16 protein-coding genes and 1 pseudogene are annotated in these 20,862 nt (G+C 59.4%); 13 read left to right on the top strand and 4 right to left on the bottom strand.

Features of this window, described 5'->3' with window-relative positions; translation table 11 throughout:
• Positions 1-12: 12 nt before the first annotated feature.
• Together AWB65_RS30280 and AWB65_RS30275 are read left to right on the top strand one after the other, a co-directional pair.
• A complete protein-coding gene (locus tag AWB65_RS30280; protein WP_087670603.1) occupies positions 13-513 on the top strand; it encodes a transporter suffix domain-containing protein in 501 nt (166 codons plus the stop codon).
• Positions 514-533: 20 nt separating this feature from the next.
• Positions 534-1,535: a hypothetical protein gene (locus AWB65_RS30275; RefSeq protein ID WP_125474250.1), complete on the top strand. Its 1,002-nt coding sequence runs from the start codon at positions 534-536 to the stop codon at positions 1,533-1,535.
• 519 nt (positions 1,536-2,054) lie between these two features.
• Here AWB65_RS30275 and AWB65_RS30270 read toward each other — a convergent pair.
• The 3 genes from AWB65_RS30270 to AWB65_RS30260 form a co-directional block, all read right to left on the bottom strand.
• Complete coding sequence (locus AWB65_RS30270) at positions 2,055-3,560, bottom strand: MltF family protein (protein ID WP_087670602.1); 1,506 nt, start codon at positions 3,558-3,560, stop codon at positions 2,055-2,057.
• A gap of 232 nt (positions 3,561-3,792) precedes the next feature.
• A complete protein-coding gene (locus tag AWB65_RS30265; protein ID WP_087670601.1) occupies positions 3,793-5,205 on the bottom strand; it encodes a DUF2252 domain-containing protein in 1,413 nt (470 codons plus the stop codon).
• A 338-nt stretch (positions 5,206-5,543) separates the two neighbouring features.
• Positions 5,544-6,572: an AraC family transcriptional regulator gene (locus AWB65_RS30260; protein WP_087670610.1), complete on the bottom strand. Its 1,029-nt coding sequence runs from the start codon at positions 6,570-6,572 to the stop codon at positions 5,544-5,546.
• 138 nt (positions 6,573-6,710) lie between these two features.
• Here AWB65_RS30260 and AWB65_RS30255 point away from each other — a divergent pair, with 138 nt between their 5' ends.
• From AWB65_RS30255 to AWB65_RS30215, 9 genes and pseudogenes are all read left to right on the top strand, one after another.
• Positions 6,711-7,118, top strand: coding sequence for a carboxymuconolactone decarboxylase family protein (locus AWB65_RS30255; RefSeq protein WP_087670600.1), 408 nt, complete (start codon positions 6,711-6,713; stop codon positions 7,116-7,118).
• Between the two features lie 43 nt (positions 7,119-7,161).
• Positions 7,162-8,217 carry a beta-keto acid cleavage family enzyme gene (locus tag AWB65_RS30250; RefSeq protein WP_087670599.1) on the top strand — a complete coding sequence of 352 codons (1,056 nt, stop codon included), beginning with the start codon at positions 7,162-7,164 and terminating at the stop codon, positions 8,215-8,217.
• Between the two features lie 84 nt (positions 8,218-8,301).
• Positions 8,302-9,576, top strand: coding sequence for an MFS transporter (locus tag AWB65_RS30245; RefSeq protein ID WP_087670598.1), 1,275 nt, complete (start codon positions 8,302-8,304; stop codon positions 9,574-9,576).
• 90 nt (positions 9,577-9,666) lie between these two features.
• Positions 9,667-9,900: a DUF1289 domain-containing protein gene (locus AWB65_RS30240; protein WP_087670597.1), complete on the top strand. Its 234-nt coding sequence runs from the start codon at positions 9,667-9,669 to the stop codon at positions 9,898-9,900.
• Positions 9,897-11,537: a 3-(methylthio)propionyl-CoA ligase gene (locus AWB65_RS30235; RefSeq protein WP_087670596.1), complete on the top strand. Its 1,641-nt coding sequence runs from the start codon at positions 9,897-9,899 to the stop codon at positions 11,535-11,537. Before AWB65_RS30240 ends, AWB65_RS30235 begins: the two co-directional genes overlap by 4 nt.
• An 85-nt stretch (positions 11,538-11,622) precedes the next feature.
• Positions 11,623-12,747: a porin gene (locus AWB65_RS30230; protein WP_087670595.1), complete on the top strand. Its 1,125-nt coding sequence runs from the start codon at positions 11,623-11,625 to the stop codon at positions 12,745-12,747.
• Positions 12,748-13,079: 332 nt separating this feature from the next.
• Positions 13,080-14,017: pseudogene (locus tag AWB65_RS30225) on the top strand (beta-keto acid cleavage family enzyme).
• Between the two features lie 209 nt (positions 14,018-14,226).
• On the top strand, positions 14,227-14,952 hold the full coding sequence (locus tag AWB65_RS30220) for an NAD(P)H-dependent oxidoreductase (protein WP_087670594.1): 726 nt from the start codon (positions 14,227-14,229) through the stop codon (positions 14,950-14,952).
• 31 nt (positions 14,953-14,983) lie between these two features.
• The gene (locus AWB65_RS30215) at positions 14,984-16,237 is read left to right on the top strand and encodes an acyl-CoA dehydrogenase family protein (RefSeq protein ID WP_200821832.1); all 1,254 of its coding nucleotides are present in this window, start codon (positions 14,984-14,986) and stop codon (positions 16,235-16,237) included.
• 351 nt (positions 16,238-16,588) lie between these two features.
• Here AWB65_RS30215 and AWB65_RS30210 read toward each other — a convergent pair whose 3' ends face one another.
• A complete protein-coding gene (locus AWB65_RS30210) occupies positions 16,589-18,337 on the bottom strand; it encodes a SulP family inorganic anion transporter (RefSeq protein ID WP_087670592.1) in 1,749 nt (582 codons plus the stop codon).
• Positions 18,338-18,804: 467 nt separating this feature from the next.
• Between AWB65_RS30210 and AWB65_RS30205 the strand changes: the two genes are divergently transcribed.
• Complete coding sequence (locus AWB65_RS30205; RefSeq protein ID WP_087670591.1) at positions 18,805-19,482, top strand: hypothetical protein; 678 nt, start codon at positions 18,805-18,807, stop codon at positions 19,480-19,482.
• Between the two features lie 1,178 nt (positions 19,483-20,660).
• A partial coding sequence (locus AWB65_RS37220; RefSeq protein WP_235007858.1) for a hypothetical protein occupies positions 20,661-20,862 on the top strand: 202 nt, incomplete at its 3' end.

Raw genomic sequence — 20,862 nt, 5'->3', positions numbered from 1 at the left:
GGAGATCGGTTCATGACAACACCAGACATCCAAATCGAAGCTGTGACTGCGAGCCCATGGCGGTTCAACCTCGGGATATGTATCTTTGTCCTCGCTTTCGCGCTGTGGCTACTCATTCCGCTCGCCGCATCGCTCGGGACACCCGCGGCGCGGATCGCTGCACTGACGGGCACAATCTTCGTTGCCAACAAGGTTCTGCTGCTGACCTGCATTGCGGTAATGGGAAAGTCCGGATTCCAGCGGCTCAAAGGGATCGTTTTCGGCTATGCGAAAGGGCTCGCGCCTAGCGCCACCGTCGGTCCCATTCGGCACGCCATCGGACTGGTGATGTTCTGTCTTCCACTGATATCGGCGATGCTTGAGCCCTACATCGATAAGTTCTGGCCTGGATTTAGGCCGAACATCTGGCAGCTTCAAGCGCTGGGCGATGCCATGTTTATCGCAAGCTTCTTCGTGCTTGGCGGGGACTTTTGGAGCAAGGTTCGAGCTCTGTTCGTGCGGACTGCCGGCTAGGTGCTAACAATAAAGTCCAAATGTCCGCGATCCAGAAATTCATCAGTCACAACGCATCGGTGCCGCTCTTTTTGATCGGCGCTTTCTTGTTTTCCCCGATTGCAAAGGCACAGGAAATCGCAGTGTTGGCTGGGCCTCTCGTCAGCGGAAGCGCAAACACCTATTCGTGGGCCGCCAGTTATCGCGAGGGCCTGGGACGCTACGCCGCATGGAGCTTCTCCTGGATGAACGAAGGTCACATTCCCGAACATCATCGCGACGGTCAGACCATACAAGCGTGGGGGCGCTTGCCACTGTGGAACGATCGGCTAGAGTTATCGGCGGGCACAGGACCCTATCGGTACTTCGACACGACCGAGGCGCAAGCCGGCGGCGACTACTCGAATACACACGGCTGGGGCCTGGTTTGGAGCATGCGAGCGGCGTATTATTTTGACCGTGGCTGGATTGCTCAGGCGCAACTTAATCATGTCCAGGCGTTCGGCGGCCGCGACACAACCGCGCTGCTATTCGGCATCGGCTATCAACTGGAATCAAAGGGCGAGCCGGGACCACGCGAGCGCGCGCTTCCGCGAACGTCGAACGTGACGACTAACGAAGTCACCGCGATGGTTGGAAAAACGATTCTGAACAGTGGCAACTCGGAGTCGGCCACTGCCGGCAGCCTCGAATACCGGCGCGGCATGTGGCGCTATGCTGATGTGTCCGCCGCATACATCCATGAAGGCGGCCAAAATCAGTCGCGCCGCGACGGTGTCGCCGTGCAGCTTTGGGCCACCCGTGCCTTCTTCGACGACCGCTTTACGCTATCGGCCGGCGTCGGGCCGTATGTTGCGATCACACAAAACGATGACCTTCCGCAAAACCGCACCGGCGACGGCCGGATCTCGGTGCTTGTCTCGGTATCAGCGAGCTATCGGCTTGGCCACCACTGGCTCACGCGCGCGACATGGAATCGAGTGGTGACACGCTACAACCGCGACACGGATTTGATCGAGGCTGGTGTCGGCTGGCGCTTCTGAGCGGATCAGCCACGATTCTCTTTTTTCATGCTCGGGGCTTTCGGTTTTCGGCCCGCGTGGCTCTTCCGAATTGAAGGAGGTCCTAGTTTTCAGTCAGCTCAGGGACCCGAGTCTAATCGAATTGAATGGCGCGTGAGATTGATTAGTTGCGTAAGCGTCGCGCGAGGCGTGCCGCGACGCTTACTTAGTTGCGAGCGAAACATCAAGAACACGCCCGTGAGCACCCGTCGGTATCGAGGGGAGTCGGGCAGCGGAAGTCTTCCGCGCTGCACTTTCAAAAATGGGGTACGCGATGGTGAAATGCGCAACTTCGGTCATACGGGCTGCCCGATAAGCGCCGCACTGGCGCTCATGCTCGGGCTGACGATCGCTCAATGTTCGGGCTGCCCAAGGAGGAGTTGCATTTGGTTGTCGGGCCAGTATGCGAGTCTCGCCGCCCTGCCCGCCACACCGGGATGGTCATTAGCCGTGGTTCCCTACTACTACATTGGCAGCAACGTCGACTCTGCCCGACCACGCTCAACCGCCGGGTTTCATCGTGCGAATCGCCTTGTCGCGCGCTTGCTGCGCGTCGACGATCAAGCGGTATGCCGCGTAATACTTAAATATGTTGCGTACGTACGTCGTGGTTTCGATGCCGATCTTCTCCGCGACCACGATTTCGACATTGTTGAACCACTTGTCCGGGTCCAGCCCGCGGGCCGCGGCCTCCTTGCGCATCTTTGCAATATTGGCCGCCCCCGCGTTATAGCTCGCGAAGGCAAACAATGTGCGATTGTCATCGACGAAGTGCGCGTCCGGAAAATAGCGTGTCATCAGCCTATCCATGTATTTCGTGCCCGCATGGATGTTGGACTCGGTCACGCCAATGTTGCCTACAGCCATTTCCTTGCCTGTTCCCGGCATCAACTGCATGACGCCGACCGCGCCAACGTGACTGCGCGCCGTCTGGTTCAGCTGCGATTCCTGATAGCCTTGGGCGGCCAGCATCAGAGGGTCGAAGCCATACTGCTTGCCATACGTCTCGAAGATGGTAAGTGTTTCTTCGAAACGCTTTCGCTCCGCCGCACCCGAAGCATCAGTGACTTGCTTGATACGCTTCATGAACTGTGCGAGCCGATAGTCGATGACGCCCTGTTTTTTGAGAAACTCGTTATAGAAATCGGTCACCGCAGCCTGCAGTTGCGGGCTGTTCTTCCGGATCGCCCAACCCACATAGCCTTCGCTGCGTACCACCAGATCTTCCCTGACCTTGATCTGAGGCAGAACTTGTGCCCACAGTTTTGCTTTCCAATCGTCGACGACTACGATGCCGAGCATTCCCGCATTGAGCATTTCGAGCGTGTCCTCATCTTCGAGTGCGTCCGGCAGCAGCGTGATCTGCATGTCCGGCTTGCCCGCTTTCCTGAACCGGTCGTTCAGCGCCGTCAGACTCTCGTAGTAACTCGTCGCCTTGCGGACATACACCTGCTTTCCCGCGAGGTCGTCCAGCATGGCGATAGCCGGCACACGAGGACCGGTCACAATCAGTTCCCGGACCGGCTTGCGGTCACGCGGCGCAACAAAATCGACGAACTTGCGCCGCTCATCGGTCGCCGTGAGGTTGCCCGCCGAGATATCGCCCAGACCGGTCTGGAGGTTAGTCAGAAGTTTGTCCCGGGTCGTGGGAATCAGAAAGACCGTCACCGGGCGTTTGCCGAGCTGGCTGGCGTAGCGCTTGTTGACGTAACGTTCGAAGTCGCGCGCGAGTTCAGCGGTCAAACCGCGTTCTCGACCTTTGTCGTTGAAATACAGCGTACGGCTGTACGGCACGAGAAAGCGGATCGAGCGGCGCTCGAGCATCGCGTCGAAGTCGCCGGTCCACGGTTTGACCGCGAGGTTCAACTGGCGGGCTTTCGCGACAGCGGCCGGAGGCGACGATGCTTGTGCCACAGCGGACGCACTCGCTCCCGACGCGGCTCGCGCCGACGAGGAGAGCACCGAGATCCCGACCAGCAAGGCGGCGAGAAAACGAAGTCTCGTCATGACATGTCCTCCCCATCTGAACGATAATCCGGAAAGTCAAACCACCGCCGTTCAAAACTTAGGGCGTTTCGAATCCGCGATACAGCGTTCCGGCGCGCGCCAATTTGCCCGTCAGCAACGATCGCCTCCGACGCTCTTGCCTTAGCGCGCCCTGCCGCGTCGCTGAGATCGAGCACGCCGGAGATCCCGTACACAAATAACGACAACCGATTCGTGCGAGTGGTGCAGCGAGCTACTCTTCAGCGAGAGCCTCCAGCCGGCCGGCATGTACCGCCTTTACCAGCGCCGCATGGTCACGCTCCGTCTGATCTGCATAGGCGAGGGAAAACGCGCCGATGGCCTCGTCAAAAGTGTCGCCCTTGCCCAGATAGCCACTGATGGTCGTGGCATCCCCGGACTTGGAATGGGCGCGGGCCAGGGTCCAGCCGCAGAACGCGGCATAGCGGTTGAGCTGCGCGGCGGTCATATCGTCGAGGAGAACCGACATCTTCATGTCACGCAACTGCCGCACAAAAAAGTCATAGCCTCGCTGTCCTCGCAACCATCCTAAAAAGATGTCGCTGGAAGACTGCATCAGCCGTTGTCCCATGACGACGCGCTGCCCCTGATTGTCATAGTGGCTCTTTCCCGCATAGGGTTCGAGGACCGACCGGCGCTCTTCCTTGAACTGAAGGATCAGGGGATGGTTTTCCTCGTCGAAAAACAGCCCGATGAAGCACCGGGTGCCGACGCTGCCAATACCCACGACCTTCAGGGCGAAGTCCTCCAGGTGGTAGCGATCCATGAGGACACGGCGCTCGTCGGACAGCGACTGGCGATAGTCGGCGAGTGCCTCACGAACCCGTTCCTCGAAGCCCGGGTCACTGACGTGGTAGAGCAGCGGCGGTTGATCGACCAGGCGCCGTCGCCCAGCCACTTCGCCGGTGATCTTGGGAAAGAGGTTTTCGACAACACGCTGGCGGGCTCTTTCTGCCAGTCGCTCCCGGTATTTCTTGACCTTTTCATCGGGCGCCGTCGCAATGAGGGTTTCGACGTCCAGGCGGGTGTACCAGACTTCCAGAGGATTCATCCGGGAATATTCCCGCAGGTGCTCCCGATAGGCGCGCACGCACTCGAGGACGGCTTTCCGGGAATCCGCATCCGGCAAGTCGTTATCGCGCCCAGCAATCGCGAAACTCACGGCCAAACGTTTCAAATCCCATTCCCAAGGTGCGGGCAGCGTTTCATCAAAGTCGTTCAGATCAAAGACCAGATTGCGCTCCGGCGTGGCGAACAAGCCAAAATTCAACAGGTGGCAGTCTCCACAGGCTTGCACCCGGAGACCTGTACTTGGAGTCGTAGCGAGATCGTGGGCCATCAGCGCCGCCGACCCGCGCAGGAACGTGAAGGGACTGCGGAGCATACGGCCATAGCGGATCGGCACCAGTTCCGGCAATCGATCCTGATTCGATTCTTCGAGAATCTCGATGGGATCCCGGCGCTGGGCCGATGGTGTCCACTCGGCGTGGCTGCTGCGTGGCACGCTATCGCGCAACGCCCGACCGGCGGTCAGACGCTCTGCGCGGGAGCGAAGGACCGGGACGTCCCCCGCGATCTTACTGGCTTCGGCCTTCGCTTTCCTTGGCGCCTTCATCACGGTTTCCATGCTCGCTTTCTCCTTGCCGGCTCGCGCCGCGGATTGCACTTTTGCATGACGAATCGTCACGGTACCCAAGATTGTTGGTGAGCGCGCACACCACGATCGGGCTTGGCACGCCGTCCGGCCCCTGGTGTTCGTGCTGTCAGCTATCGTGCGGTCGATATGTCACGTCGACGCATTCACGCGTCGACGTCGGGCATCATGAAAAAAGCTTCAGCGCCGATGATCCGCCTAATTAACAATAGCAGGTAGGCAGCAGGGCACGGATCGAAATCAACATGATGACGGCTCGGGGTTCATCCACGGCCGTTCACATACATCCGCCCAGATTGACTTCGGGGGCGTCATTCCTGCCGAAGGCCATTGCTGTTTGCCGATCGATTTTTGCCGCGCCAGGTCGAAACACTGCAGCCGAAGCGGCCGCCGAACCAGCGGGAAAACGCACTCAGCGACGAGAAGCCGAGCAGCGTCGCGACTTCGGACAGCGGCCGATCGCGGCTTTCCACGTACCGCATCACCAATTCGACCCGTACCGCGTCAACGATCGACGAATAGCTAACGCCCCCATGCGCGAGGTGACGATGCACGGTCCTGCGATCCACGCCCAGATGCTGCGCCACACGATCGACCGAACATTCACCTGACGGCAATAACGCTAAAACAAGCTTGTGCACCTTGTCGGCCATTGTTGCATTGGACTGCACGAGCATCGAATCCAGATAGCGGCGTACCAGGTGCGCCATGACCGGATCGTAGGTGGGAATCGCGGCGTCGAGATCCGATGCAACACACACGATACCGTCGAAATCCCGCTTGAACTCGAGGGGGGCACCGAACACCCGTGCATGCATGGCGAGGCTCGCCGGAGCCTCGTGCGTAAAGCAGATGCTGCGCGGCTTCCAGTGGGGGCCCAGAATCATGCTCAACAACCGGTAAAGGACGCCTAGCACCAGTTCAACAGCTTGGCGCACTGAGCCAGCCGGCAAGCCCATTATGTCTTGCCGGATGATGGCGATGCCTGCCGTTTCCTCGATGCGCATATGGAGGGCTTCGTTGTGGAGTCGCAGGTAGTGTGTCGTCGAATCGAGCGCCTTGCGCAGCGTCGGTTGTCCCTGCACGACAAAGCCGAGCGGGCCAAGGTTCGAGAGCTGCCGGGTCTCTGCCATCCGCAACCCGAAATCCTCGATAGCCGCGACCTGTGCCGATGTCTCCAGCAGGCGTCCCACCGCCTCGGCCGGAATCATGATGTCGGGGTCCAGCAACGCCGACCGATTGATCCCGGCAGCGCTCAACTGCTGATATGGATCCAAGCCGACCGATCGCGCGACCTCGACATAGTTGGTGAGACTCGCGCTACGCAGTAGGTGGGACATCATCGTTTCTCCGGCTTGTCCCAAAATGTAAATCCATTGTCCCGAAACGTCAAACCGGGATTTCCAGATCCCCGATACTTGGTTCCACGCGAACGGCACACGGTGCCGCGCCCTTCCAAAGAGTCGAGGAGGAGAACCATGAGTAACGAGACGAGCGCCAGCGCCACCCCAATCTGCGATCAACTGCGCGCCAACGGCAACTGGAATCCCGCATGGGATGCCTTTGCCGAGCTAGATCCCGCCTGGGCCGAGAAGTTCATGGCGATGGGCATGCATCCGATGCTCTCGGGTGTGTTGGAGCCTAAGGTATTTGAATTCCTCGCCATCGCGGTCGATGCGTCTTGCACGCATATGTACGCGCCGGGCACGCGCCGGCACATCCGCAGGGCACTCGAACTGGGCGCGACTAAGGAAGAAATCGCCGCCGTCCTGCAGGCCGTTAGCGTCCTCGGAATCCATTCCTCCAGCTTGGGGGCGCCGATTCTATGGGAAGAACTGGCCGCTATCGAGTCGATGAAAGCGGCTGTCGTCGACGCTGCCGTTTGAGTATCACCCTCCATTTAACGATACACAGAAGAGAACCACGAACATGCATTTCTTAGACGACTCCCTGCTGCCTGAAAACCAGGAAAAACTCGTGATCCAGGTCGCGCCGTACGGACCGCAATGGATTCCTGCCGATTCCGACGATATCCCGGTGACCATGGATCAGCAGATCCAGAAGGCGGTGGATTGCTATAACGCCGGTGCCACCGTGCTGCATGTGCATGTGCGCGAGGACGATGGCAAGGGCAGCAAGCGGCTTTCCAAGTTCAACGAGATGCTCGCGGGACTGCGCGAAGCCGTGCCCAAGATGATCCTGCAGGTCGGCGGCTCAATCTCGTTCGCCCCGGAAAACGATGGCGCCGCCGCCAAGTGGCTTACCGATGACACGCGCCACATGCTTGCCGAACTGAATCCGCGTCCGGACCAGGTGACTGTCGCGATCAACACCAACCAGATGAACGTGATGGAGTTGATGACCGAGGCCGACGTTGCCGGCACTTCCCTCACCAACCCCGTTTTGCAGGCCGCCTACCGCGACATGATCGTGCCGTCGAATCCGTCGTGGCATGTGGAGCACATCAGGCGTCTGGTCGCGAGCGGCATTCAGCCCCACTTCATGCTGGGCAACCTGACGCAACTCGAAACAGTCGAGCGCCTGATTCGTCGCGGAGCCTATACCGGCCCGCTAATCCTCAACTATGTCGCCATCGGCGGAGGTGCGGCCGGTTTGCATCCCGCGGACATGATTGAGTTCGTCCGCCGCACGCCGCACGGCGCCGTGCTTACGCTCGAAACGCTCAACCGCAACGTGGTGCCGATGAACACGATGGCTATCGCGCTGGGTCTGCACGTGCGCGTGGGTATCGAGGACACGCTCTTTGGCCCGGACGGCGAACGCGCGACCTCCGTGCAGCAGATCGAAAGGATGGTGCGCATCGCACGCGAGCTTAATCGCGATATTGCGAGCGGCGACGACGCCCGGCGCATCTATCAGATCGGCACCCAATGGGGCTGCGCCGACGAGACGCTGACACATTTGGGCATGGCGCCGAACCGGGTGCCGGCAGGGGGCAACCGAGCCCCACGCAAAGCAGCTTGACCGGGGATAACGAGGCGTGACGCCGCAACGCACGGCATTGCGCCTCGTTTCGAACCCCAATCCTTTGAGGCATGGAGACAGACGATGTTTTGGAAAAAAAGCCCTTCTGCCGTACTGGCGTCGCTCCTGGCGATCCATCTGCTGGCCCACATTGACCGGAACATGCTGCTGGGATTCTCGCCGCAGATCATCGGTGACCTTGGACTCAGCAATGCCCAATACGGCTTTCTGGTCGGTGCGGTGTGGGTGCTGAGTTTCGGCATCATGGCCATGTTCATGGGAACGCTGGCGGACCGGTTCAGCCGTACGCGCGTCATCGCGGCCGGCGTGTTGATCTGGAGCGTCTGCACCTGGGCGTCCGGTCATGCTCATAGTTTCGAGCAGATGGTGGTGGCGAGATTTTTCGTGGCGAGCGGCGAGGCGGCACTCGTGCCCGCGGCGGTGGCTTTGCTTGCTGAACTGTTCTCCGAGAAGAGACGAGGCACCGCCATGGGGCTCTTCTTCATGGGTATCCCTCTCGGAATCGGATGTAGCTTTCTGCTTGCTGGCACTGTCGGCTCCACCCACGGCTGGCGGACGACCTTCGACGCGCTGGGCATCATCGGTATCGGCATCGCGTTGTCGCTGATGCTGTTGAAGGAAGACCGCAGCCAGCTCGCACCTCAGGAACGTTGTGCGGCCTTCCTGCCGCAAGTGCTCGCGACGTTGCGCCTCGTCGGTGGAAACCGCGCACTGCGCTCCACGATCATCGGCTTCGTGCTGGCCCATCTGGTTTTCGCGAGCCTGTCCTTCACTCAGTTGTGGCTTGTCAACGAGCGCGGCATGAACGCGGCAGGCATTGCCACCCGCATCGGTGCGCTGCAACTCCTGTTTGGCACGTTGGGCGCCGTGGTTGGCGGCGTAATGGGCGATCGCCTGGCCGGCAAATTGCCGGGCGGACAAGCGAAATTTATGTTCCTGCTGGTTGCGACTTGTGCGCCCCTGATGATCGTCTGTCGGTTCGTGGCACCCGATTCACCGCTGTTCTACATGGGCATGTGCGCGGGATTCTTTCTGCCGTTGGCGCTCTACGGGCCCGCCAACACCGCCATCATGAGCATGACGCCGCAAAGCATGCGCTCGACGATCTCTGGCTTCACGATGCTGTGCATCAATGTATTCGCAATCGCCATTGGCAACCTGGTCGTAGGCATGGCAGTGGACTATCTGCACGAGTCGGGCATCACGGCCCCGTTGACCGGCGTCCTGCTCGCCACGGACGCGGTGGCGATCACGTCGGCGCTGTTCTTCGCGCTCGCCGCGCGTGCCTCGGGACGACAACCTGTCCTCGAGACGGAAGTCCTTCAAGTTGAAAGATGACGACGATGCGGAATCAACATCCCAATCGGGAATGGGCGGGTCGCTCTGTACCGGCGAACGGCGGCGCAATGATATGAGCGGGAGAGCCACATGAGCCAAAGCGACGGGGTCCGAAACCCGTGCATCAATATTTGCCGAATGGATCACCACGGCACGTTCTGTCAGGGCTGTTGGAGAACGCTGCTGGAGATTGGCCGTTGGGACCGGATGAATGACGAACAAAAGGCTGCCGTCGCCGAATTGCTCGAACACCGTCGAAGCGCGAAGGTGTCACGGCTCGCGTCGCCTGGCGACCCTACTTTAGAGAATGGAGTGCCGCAATGAACGGCTTGATGCTTCAGAAGCAGTTATTGATTTCCTCGCTCATCGTGCACGCGGATCGCCACCATGGCGACACCGAGATCGTTTCACGCCGGGTAGAGGGCGACATACATCGCTACACCTTTCGCGATTGTCACCGCCGTGCGCGTCAGGTGGCTAGTGCGCTCACCGACCTCGGCGTAAAAATGTCCGACCGCATTGGCACGCTGGCATGGAACGGCTATCGGCACATGGAGCTCTACTACGGTATATGCGGCATGGGAGCGGTGATGCACACCATCAATCCTCGCCTGCATGAGGATCAGGTCGCCTATATCGTCGAGCATGCGGAAGACCAATATCTGTTCTTCGACTTGACCTTCCTTCCATTGGTCAAGGTCATTGCCGAGCGCTGCAAGACTGTCAAGGCGTTTATCGCCATGACCGACCGTGAACACATGCCACCGGATTCCGGCGTCGCTAATCTGCTGTGCTACGAGGACCTGATCGAGGCGAGCTCGTCCACCTACGGGTGGCCCGTCTTCGACGAGGATAGCGCCTCCACCTTGTGCTACACGTCGGGCACGACCGGCAATCCCAAGGGCGTTCTGTACACCCATCGCTCGTCACTGCTGCACTCGTACGCGGCAGCCCTGCCGGATGCACTGAACTGTTCGGCGCGAGACGTGGTCCTTCCAGTGGTGCCGATGTTCCATGTCAATGCATGGGGCATCCCGTACGTTGCATGCATGGTCGGCGCCAAGCTGGTCTTCCCCGGGCCCGGGCTGGACGGCAAATCACTGTACGAACTCTTCGAAGCCGAGCAGGTGACGTTCTCGGCCGGCGTGCCAACGGTCTGGCAGGGCCTGCTGAATTATCTGGAACAAGGCGGCCTGACGTTCTCCACTATGAAACGCACCCTGATCGGCGGCGCAACGTGTCCTCCGGCAATGCTGCGCGAATTCGAGGATAGGCACGGCGTAGAGGTGTTACACGCATGGGGCATGACCGAACTGAGTCCGCTCGGCACCGTCAGCGCGATGAAATCCAAACATCTGGCGATGCGCCCCGAAGACTGTCGTGTCGTGCAATCGAAGCAGGGCCGCGCAGTGTTCGGCATCGATTTGAAGATCGTCGATGCGGGCGGTCAGGAATTGGCCTGGGACGGCGTGAATGCCGGTGAACTGCTGGTGCGCGGCCCATGGGTGGTGCGCAATTACTTCCGCAACGAGGGCGGAAACCCGTTGCAGATCGATGCCAACGGGCATGGCTGGTTCCCGACCGGCGATGTCGCGACCATCGACGCTGACGGCTTTATGCAGATCACGGATCGCAGCAAGGACGTGATCAAGTCCGGTGGTGAGTGGATCAGTTCGATCGATATCGAAAGCATCGCAACCAGCCACCCGGCGATCGCCAGTGCGACGTGCATTGCGGCCAAGCATCCGAAGTGGGACGAGCGGCCATTGCTCCTTGCGGTGAAAAAGCCCGATGCAAAGGTGACAGCGGAGGATTTGCTCGCGTTCCTCGACGGAAAAATCGCGAAGTGGTGGACACCGGACGCCATTGTGTTTGTCGATTCGGTGCCAGTCGGCGCCACCGGCAAGGTGCTGAAAAGCAGACTACGCGAACAATATTCGGACTATTTGTTGACGTCATGAGCAGGCAGGCCAGAAGGCCAGGACGACTTCGTGAGCTCGGATTGAATTAATTGCGATTGACTACAAAAATGAAGCAGGAGACGAAATGAAGGTGAAGTGGGTAATAGCGGCCGCGCTGGCTGTTACGGGAAGTTCGGCATATTCGCAATCTTCGGTGACGCTCTATGGCGTCGTGGACGCGGGCCTGCTTTATCAGAGCACGTCGGCTGCGTCATTTAGCCCGGCGGCGAGGAACGTTGGCAAGGTCTACCGCTTCAAGGATGGCGGGATCTATTCCAGCATCTGGGGCATGAAAGGCACCGAGGATATCGGCGGCGGTTACTCCGTCAACTTCAGGCTGCAGGGCGTCTTTGATAGCGGAACCGGAAGGTTCGGACTATCCGACACGCCGGGCGTCGCGGCTCAGTTCAATCAAGTGGCGAGCGTGGGCATTGCCGGCCCGTTCGGTTCGGTTACAGCCGGACGCCAGATCGTGCCGATGGCCTACGCGATGGCCGAAACCGACGCCCGCTCGGGACAGTATTTCGACAGCATCCTGACCGCCTGGATCGGCATGAATACGGCGGCCGGTTGGACCGGCACCAGTACCAATGCGGCGATCGGCGCGCTGTACGACAGCAACGCGATCGTCTACCAGTCACCGACCTTCGCAGGTGTGAGCGCTGCGCTCGAGTATGCGCCCGGTGGCGTCGCGGGGAGCTTTCAGGGCGGCACGCGCGAGTCAGCCGTGTTGAAGTACTCGAACTATGGCCTGAAGCTCTCGGGGGTGTACTACAACGGTCACGACACCAGCCCGGCGCCGGGGGCGGTTCCGACCGGGTTCAATAACAACCGTCTCTGGTATCTGGGCGCGCTGTACACGATCAAAGGCTTCTCAGTCTCGGCGTCGTACAGCAACGGCAAGAATCCCTCGCACTCGGATCAGGTCAACTTCGACCTGGTTTCGTTCGGGCTCGGCTATCGTTTTGCGCCGGACTTTCAGGTGACGAGCGGTCTCTACTACCTGAAGGACAGGAACAACTCGACGAACAAATCGACCGAAGTCGCGGCGGGGGCCGAATACAGCCTTTCCAAGGCCACGCTCGTCTATGGACAAGTGGGCTACGTGAATAACCGGGGCACCATGACCCAGACGGTCACCTACGGCCAGCCGGTCGCACCCGGCATGGGAACGACCGCGGTCATGATGGGCCTGCGCCACTATTTCTGATCGATTTGCGACCACTCGCGGACATCGTATGAGAGCCGGTCTCCAGCGCGGACGCTTTTCGCCCTCTAGACCCGGAGCTTTAGTTCGAAGCGCAAGTCATTAACAATCTACAAGTAATGAGATGAAGTTTCTAACTACCTTCTGTGCCATCGGCGTCATGGCCCTGGCCGGCTGGCTTTTCGTACAGGCTATCGAGCACAGTCACGAAGTTTCGCTTCCGGTCACGCTCACCGCGGTTAAGGACCTTGTCGAGCGCTAACTGAGCGGAGCATGGAGCCACGCGAGCTGCCCGATGCAGCAACGCGGGCGCAACAAATATTTGGAGACAAGACATGAGCAAACAGAAGATTATCGTGACAATCGCGCCGACAGGTGGCATGGCATACAAGTCACAAAGCCCCCATCTGCCGACGCAGCCCGACGAGATCGCTCGCGACGTGTACGACTGCTATAACGCGGGCGCCAGCGTCGTGGCCGTGCACGCACGCCGCCCAGACGACGGCGCAACCTGCGATGCGTCGTCTATCGTGACATCAACCGTCGTATCCGCGACAAATGCGACATCGTTATCAATAACTCCACCGGCGGTGGCGTGCATGGCGACATGATTGCGCAAGGCCCGAACGGCTATTGGGAAATTCTGTGGGAAGAGCGTCTTAAGGGCATGGATGCTGGCGCCGAGATGTGCACGCTCGATGCGACAACCATCATCGCAAGCTTCGGTGGCAAGGAACTGCTGATGCACACGTCGCCGGAGCGCTCGAAGTATCTGGCGCAGGAAATGAAGAAGCGCGGCATCAAGCCGGAGTGGGAAGTTTTCAGCCCGACCCATATCGTCCAGGATGTCGCGACTCTGACAGCGGCAGGGTTCGACGAAGAGCCGTTTTATATCAACCTCGTGCTCGGTGTGCATCGCGGCTTCCAGAATGCGATGCCATACACGCCGCGTGTGCTGCAGTCGATGGTGGACCTCCTGCCGAAGGGGAGCATTTTTTGCGTCAGCGGTATCGGTCCCGCGCAGTTGCCCGCGGCGATGAATTCGTTGCTGCTAGGGGGCCACGTCCGTGTTGGGTTGGAAGACAACCTGTACTATCGCCCGGGCGAACTGGCGACCAACGTTCAACTGACGGAACGGATCGTGCGCCTCGTGCGGGAGATGGGCTACGAGCCGGCAACGCCAGCCGAAGCGCGCGAGATCATGAGACTGCCTCGCGAGGGCGAAGCGCGGCCGGAGTTCGCTCCGGTATTGGCTACACATGAGGCAGTCTGACCACAGGGCGCATCTCTAGCCGTACGTCGGGATAGCCGGTGCAAAACTGTTGCTCTAGCCACCCGCGATCCTCCGCCCAATAACGCGGTGCAGGCGAGGACAAATGTGCCTGTGCAATTTGCGGAAAGCAGGCAAGAGATCGCCATAGTAATCGAACGGCATTGACCGCTGCCTAGCGGCAGGGGGTGCCAACAGGAGTCGAGTAGAAGATGAAAGTACTTGTTGTCCACGCCCATCCAGAGGCCAAATCATTCACGTCGGCGATGAAGAGCGCTGCGGTTGATGTACTGACTGCGGCCGGCCATAGCATTGAAGTCACCGATCTGTACGCGCTGAACTTCAATCCGGTAGCCAATGCTGCCGATTTCGGGGCTCCCAAAAACGACGAGTATCTGGTCTATGCCCTCGAGCAGCGGCATGGATTTGAGACAGGGACACTGTCGGCCGACATCCTAACGGAAGTCGAAAAAGTCCGCCGTTGTGACCTGCTGCTTCTGACGTTCCCTATCTATTGGTTCTCCACGCCGGCAATTCTCAAAGGGTGGATAGACAGGGTTTTCGTTTCAGGAGCGTTCTACGGTGGCCGACGTATCTATGACCGCGGCGCAATGGTCGGAAAAAAAGCTTTGGTCTGTGCCACGCTCGGCGGCCGGCAATCGATGGTTTGCGACGGGGGGATCCATGGCGATCTTGCCATGATGTTGCGTCCTCTTTTGCAGGGAACTCTGGGCTATGTTGGCTTTGACGTTCTCGAACCCTTCTTTGCATATCACGTACCGTACATCCAGCACCAGGAGCGCACCGAGATCCTCAATGCCTGGCGGGCTTCGCTCGGAGCACTTGAGCACCGACCCGCGATGCAAATGCCAGCCCTGGCCGACTTCGACGAGACACTTTCGCGACGACTGTCGAGCGAGTGCTTGGGGACCACGTGAAGTTATCGAATTGCGACTTTTGGAGACAACCTTGAACACCCTATCAATCGATCCAGACAGCCAAGAGAGCGTGGTGCGGCGGCACCAGCCTGACCTCTATCACGATCTGAGCACACCTGTAGAAGCGCAGGAAATTCGCGCGCAGATACGAGAGTTCGCCGACCAGCATATCGCGCCGGTCGCATGGGAGATTGGCCACCGACCCGAGTGTCGCGAAAATTTTCCACGCGAACTGTTTCGCATGATGGCGAAAGCGGGCCTGTTCAGAATCCCATTTGCAAAGGGCGTGGGCGGTCGCGGACTGGCTCAGCCTGCGACTGCAACCGCCGTAATGATTGAGGAGCTTGCATACCATTCCAACTCGGTCGCAGCGATCGTCGATGTGCATTGTATCCTTGCGGGCCACGCGCTTGAGCACGCGTCTGAAGCGCTGCAGGAACGGTACCTCGCCCCTCTTCTAGCAGGCGAAAAGATCGGCAGTTTCGCGACCACGGAACCTGAAGCGAGTACGGATCTCAGCGTGCAGGCCATGCAGACACACGCCGTTCGGCATGGTGATAAGTATGTCGTAAACGGGAGAAAACGCTTCATCACAAATGCGCCGGTCGCTGACTTTGTGGTTCTGCTCTGCGTGGACGACGGTCGCATGACTGAGCTCGTTATTGATCTGGGTGCCCCGGGCGTGCGCGTTGGCGAGCCCGACCAAAAAATGGGCAACCATGGACAGCTGACCAGCGACATCTATTTTGAGAACGTTGAAGTGCCAGTGCGCAATGTTGTTGGCGAAGCCGGAAGTGGACTGAAGATCGCGCTGCAAACACTGACCTACGGGCGCATTGGCATCGCCGCGAGCGGCGTAGGGATGGCGCAAGCGGTCTTCGATCACAGCGTGCACCGATTGCGGACTCGGCGGGCGTTTGGCAAGGCAATTGCGCAATTCCAACACTGGCAGTTCAAACTGGCGGAGCGCGCTACCGAGATTGAGAATGCGCGCAATCTCTATCTGAAAGCGGCCCTTCGCATGGATTCCGGCATCATCTTCCCTGAGCCGGAAGCAGCGATGGCGAAATGGTACGCAACCAACCTTGCAGGCGAATTCGCGCGGGACGGCGTTCAGATCTTTGGTGGGTATGGCTTTATGAAAGAGTTGGCGCATGACGCCTCGCACTATCGCGTCGAGGAGATCTATCGGGACGCGAAGATCGCGGAAATCTACGAGGGGACCAACGAGATTCAGAAGCTTGTGATCGCCCGAGCGATCTTCGGCAAAGACATTACCGGCTAGGACCCTTCGTGCAACTCGCATTTCATTGAGCTCTGGCTGCGCGAGGACCGGAGTCATCCATTGCTCGAGTCCGCGCGTCGCGATGTGTGCAACACCGAGTGGTTCCACATGTTGAACGCCGACGTGATTTCCATGCCGGACAAGTGGGAGTATCCGTGGTATGCGGCCTGGGACCTGGCCTTCCATACGTTTCCCCCAAAAAGGCCTCGATCTCGTCGTCGGAGGTCCCAGGCTCAATGTTCCCTAACATCAAATGAACCATATAGCGCGCCTGTCGTTTTGCGCAGCCGCCGTATCTCGGTGTTTAGGATCCGCCTTTCACTTTGCCCCGTTGAATATGCAGTCGTAGCGTCAGCCACCTGTCCTACTGGCGCTATACCTGGCAACCGCCTGTTCCATGTTGAAGAACATCCTATCGTGCCCGAGCGTCTCTCCCAAGGGAGAGCGCCGGACCATCGCAAGGACGTCGGGATTCAAGCCAACGAGCCAGACCATGACTCCCTCTTCCTCGCGCAACTTCTTCTCGGACTTTGTCAGCATCTTCAATGCGGTGAATTCAAAATCGAATACGTCCGCAAAATCGAGCACCACGACCTTCGGCTTCGTCGAGATAATCGGCGGCCACATCTTCTCGCCGATGCGCTGCGCATTGGCAAAGAAAATCCGCCCTTCGGGCTTTAGCATCAGCATGCCCGGGAAGGTTTCATCCTCAGGGTGCTCGGTCGACTGCGGACGGAACACATTCGTTCCGGGCTTCCTGCCCAGTACATAAACCGGAGGATCTGACACTTGGTAAGCGAGGGCCACCAGCGACACAATAATGGCAACGACAATCCCCTCGAGGGTACCGACCAGCACCACGCCGACCAGCGCGACCAGCGCCCAGATGAACTCCGTGCGACGCACTTTGAGGACTTCCCAAAACTCCGCCGGCTGGATCAGCCCGACCGAGTACACGATGACCACCGCTGCCAATGCCGCTTCCGGCATCAGACCGATAAGAGGCGCCAGCAACAGCATAGTGCCGAGCGCCGCTAACGAGGTGACCAGTCCGGACAGTTGGGATCGTGCGCCCGACAGGCGGTTCACGGCGGTCTGCGTCGTCCCTCCGCCAGCGGCCATGGCGCCGAAAAGCGCGCCAGCGAGGTTCGCCACCCCCGTGGCGAACAACTCCTGGTTTGGCTGCGGCGTCGGCTCGCCGCTTTGCGCGAACGCGCGTCCGGCCGCGATCGTTTCCGTAAAGCTCATCAGTGCAATGCCTAGCGCCGGTGGCCAAAGCGCCGTCATCATCTGAAGATCCGGCAGCGTGAGGGCAGGCAGTCCAGTTGGGACATGGCCCACCGTCGCTACCCCGTACGCCGACAAACCGAACAGGCTAACGCCGGCAATCCCGGCCGCCACGGCGATTAAGGGTGCAGGCGCACGTGGGAGTAAGCGCTCCATGGCGACCAGCAGGCCGATCATGACCGCGCCTACAGCCACGGTTGTCCATGACGCTTGTGGAATCCCGTGACCGATGGCGAGCAGGTTGTGAAGGAACGAACCTTTGTGAAAATGGATGCCGAGCAGTTTGGGCACCTGGTCTACGACAATGACAATCCCCACGCCTGCCTTGAAGCCAATCAGCACCGGTTCGGAAATAAAATTCGCGACAAAGCCCAGCCGCAGCAGTCTCGCCACGATCAGGATCACCCCGACCAGTAATGTCAGGGTCGCCGAAGCTGTCGCCAGATTGGCCGTAGCGTTTGCGGACACCAAACCCTCGAGTGCCGTCGCGACCAGGATCGCGATCGTTGTTGTCGTGCTCACGCTGAGGACGCGCGAGGTTCCCAGCAAGGCGTAGATCAGCATCGGAATGAACGCCGTGTAAAGCCCAACCTGAACCGGCAGTCCGGCGATAGTCGCGTAGGCGAGCGCCTTCGGAATCACGACCGCGGCCACCGTCAGCCCCGCGACCACATCGGGCCTCAGCCACTCTTTTCTGTAATCGGCGAGCCACTCCGGGAAAGGTATGCGGACGGCGCCCGCTGAAAGCCGCGACGCGCGGCTTCCCTGCTGGCTATGCAGTTTTCTTTTAATAGGACGACGTTCTGGCTTCATCGATCATTATGGCCGAGAGTGAGGCACTCTGTTGTGGCCCCGGGCCGGCAGCTGCCGGCCGAGGATTTTCTCGCGATCTGGTCTTCGACTTTGTCTTCGTCATTCCGGGTCTCCGCTCCCCAACCTGAGGTATGTTGTGGAGATCCTCTGATAAGGTAGGTGCCAGCACGAAAAGCGGCAATACGACTTTGGTCCAATACCGTGATCATGCCAAACGCCATACGCTGAATTGACTGGTATCGATTCCGACGGCTATCGCAAACACGCCCAAAGGCGCCCTCGGCCCGTTTCCCACCGTCGCCTCCGACCAAGCCGGCAAACGCGGCGCGACGAGGCATCTCCCGGGAGGGGCGCGCCTTCATTGGCGCAGGGCCACCGGATCCCTGGCGTCGACCGAAAATTGGGCATTCTGCGATGTCAATTCGGCCGGCAACGAGTGACCTTGGGGGATCCAGGAAGGAGAATTCATGAGCGCTACAGGCTTGACGCCTCAAGAAGACGAAGCGCGCGAGCCGGTGCTCGACACCGTCGATCGGGTTTCGGAAATGTGCTTCGGCTTGTTCATGGCGTTGACTTTCGTCGGCGCTGTGTCTGCCGCCACGGACGGAGAAAATGCCGGGCAAAAAATGTTGTACACGGCGCTGGGCTGCAATCTCGCGTGGGGGCTGGCCGACGGCGTAATGTATATCGTACGCACGCTAACGAACCGCGGTAGGTGGCTCACGCTGGTGCTGACTGTAAAAAACGCGCCGGACGGGGCCGCTGGAGTGAGCGCGCTCCGCGACGCATTGCCGAAGCCAATGAAAAGTCTCGTTGCCGACACGGAACTTGAACTTATTCGGGCTCGTATTGCGGCTATGCTGACCGTGCCCGATCGTCCTCGGCTAGTGCTCGATGATTATCTCGGAGCGCTGGGAATTTTTGTCCTTGTGGTCTTCTCGACCTTCCCGGTTGCATTGCCGTTCGTCCTGTTCAAGGACACCTCAACTGCATTGACTATTTCCCGTGTGCTTACGCTGGCCATGTTGTTCTGTGCAGGCATTGCGCTAGGCCGCCATGCCGGATTCGGCGGATGGGTAGCAGGATTCGCGATGGTGGCCCTCGGCGTCGCGTTGACCATGGCGATCATTGCCTTGGGCGGATGAGCGTGGTGGCTGCCACTGCAGTACGACGGCGAGCACCCAGATAACTCAAACAGTACGAGTGCCAACGCCTGCCCACAACCCTGACCCTAGCATCTACGGTATGACCATTGCTGAACGGCTGGCGTATCACGTTGGCTCATTGTGCTTGGCCGGCTTTTGCTTCGCCGTCCCGGTTCCAGTTTCCGTTACCTCGTTTGGTTGTTATCCCCATCGACGCAACCGCGGGAGCGCTTGAAGGCATTCCACGCGTCTTTGGGACGGTGGGTGCCTAGTTTGGCAAGCCATTCCGCCCGCTCCTCCTCTGAGAGTGACTTCCACCAATCCATTCCTCTGCGCAAATCCTCGGTTAGCTGAAGCTCTGGTTCTATAGAATCACGGCGCCTGCGAGAACGTTTGAAGGCATCCCAGGCGTCTGCGGGACGAGTGGTGCCTACCTTGGCGAACCACTCCGAACGTTCAGCCTCTGAGAGCGCCTCCCACCACTCCATCCCTCTACGGATGTCGTCCAGTCGAATCTCCGAATAAGACATATAGCCTCCCTATCCCTGGGGTACAAAAGCAAGACAGAGAGATTTTGTCAAAAAGCTTTGACAGAAAACTTAGGGAAAAATAACGCGCTGCTAATCCCATACACCCTGACCGTAGCCGCTGGTTTTGAATTTGCCTGTATCCCATTGAGGCAAGGCCAAAGGTGACAGAGGGACATCCACTCCACATGCCAGAGTGGCCTATCGCCCGAAGTCTGGTTTTTGAGGCGAACGACCCGAGCCTGACGCGGCCGTTCAACAGTGCGCTTTGCGTCCGATAATTGAAAGGAGTGGATCTATAATACGGTAAGCTCGATTGCGACCGTAATTCTCTCGTCCGAATGACGAGTGCATCAAAACTATTGGGATTCGCCTTAAGGAACATCGTCTTTGAATCTGGAACGGCCGTCTCCCGCTTTTTTGCGGCGACTCCCGAGTCCCCGCACTGGGGGTGTGCCGATAGCGCGGACATCCCACAGGAGCGACGCCATGGCCGTGGTAATCACTGGAGCAGTCTCCTCTTCGGATTCTCCTGGCGGGCCGTCTGAAGCGTCGGCACCGCGTGCGCCAATCTCGCACTCAGCATCCAACGGGCCGCAACCTTTCCAGTTACCAGATTGCCACAAGGAGCAAGGCGGCCGGAGGAAGCGCATGCGCGCCTATCTCCTGCTCTCCGTCGCGCGTCTCCTGCAATACACGGCGCGCCGCGGCGCACAGCCGCCAGACCGCGACGATGCACGGCCCGCCCCGCTGAACCATTCGCGCAGCACGAAGCCCCCCCCGCGTCAGAATACTTGTCGCTCCAATAGAATCAATGAACCGGGGGCGATGATGAGAAAACGAATTGGCAAAA

Source organism: Caballeronia humi, assembly GCF_001544475.1.
Lineage (GTDB): Bacteria > Pseudomonadota > Gammaproteobacteria > Burkholderiales > Burkholderiaceae > Caballeronia > Caballeronia humi.
The sequence above is the reverse complement of the archived record's forward strand: the minus strand, read 5'-3'. Positions and strand labels throughout refer to the sequence as shown.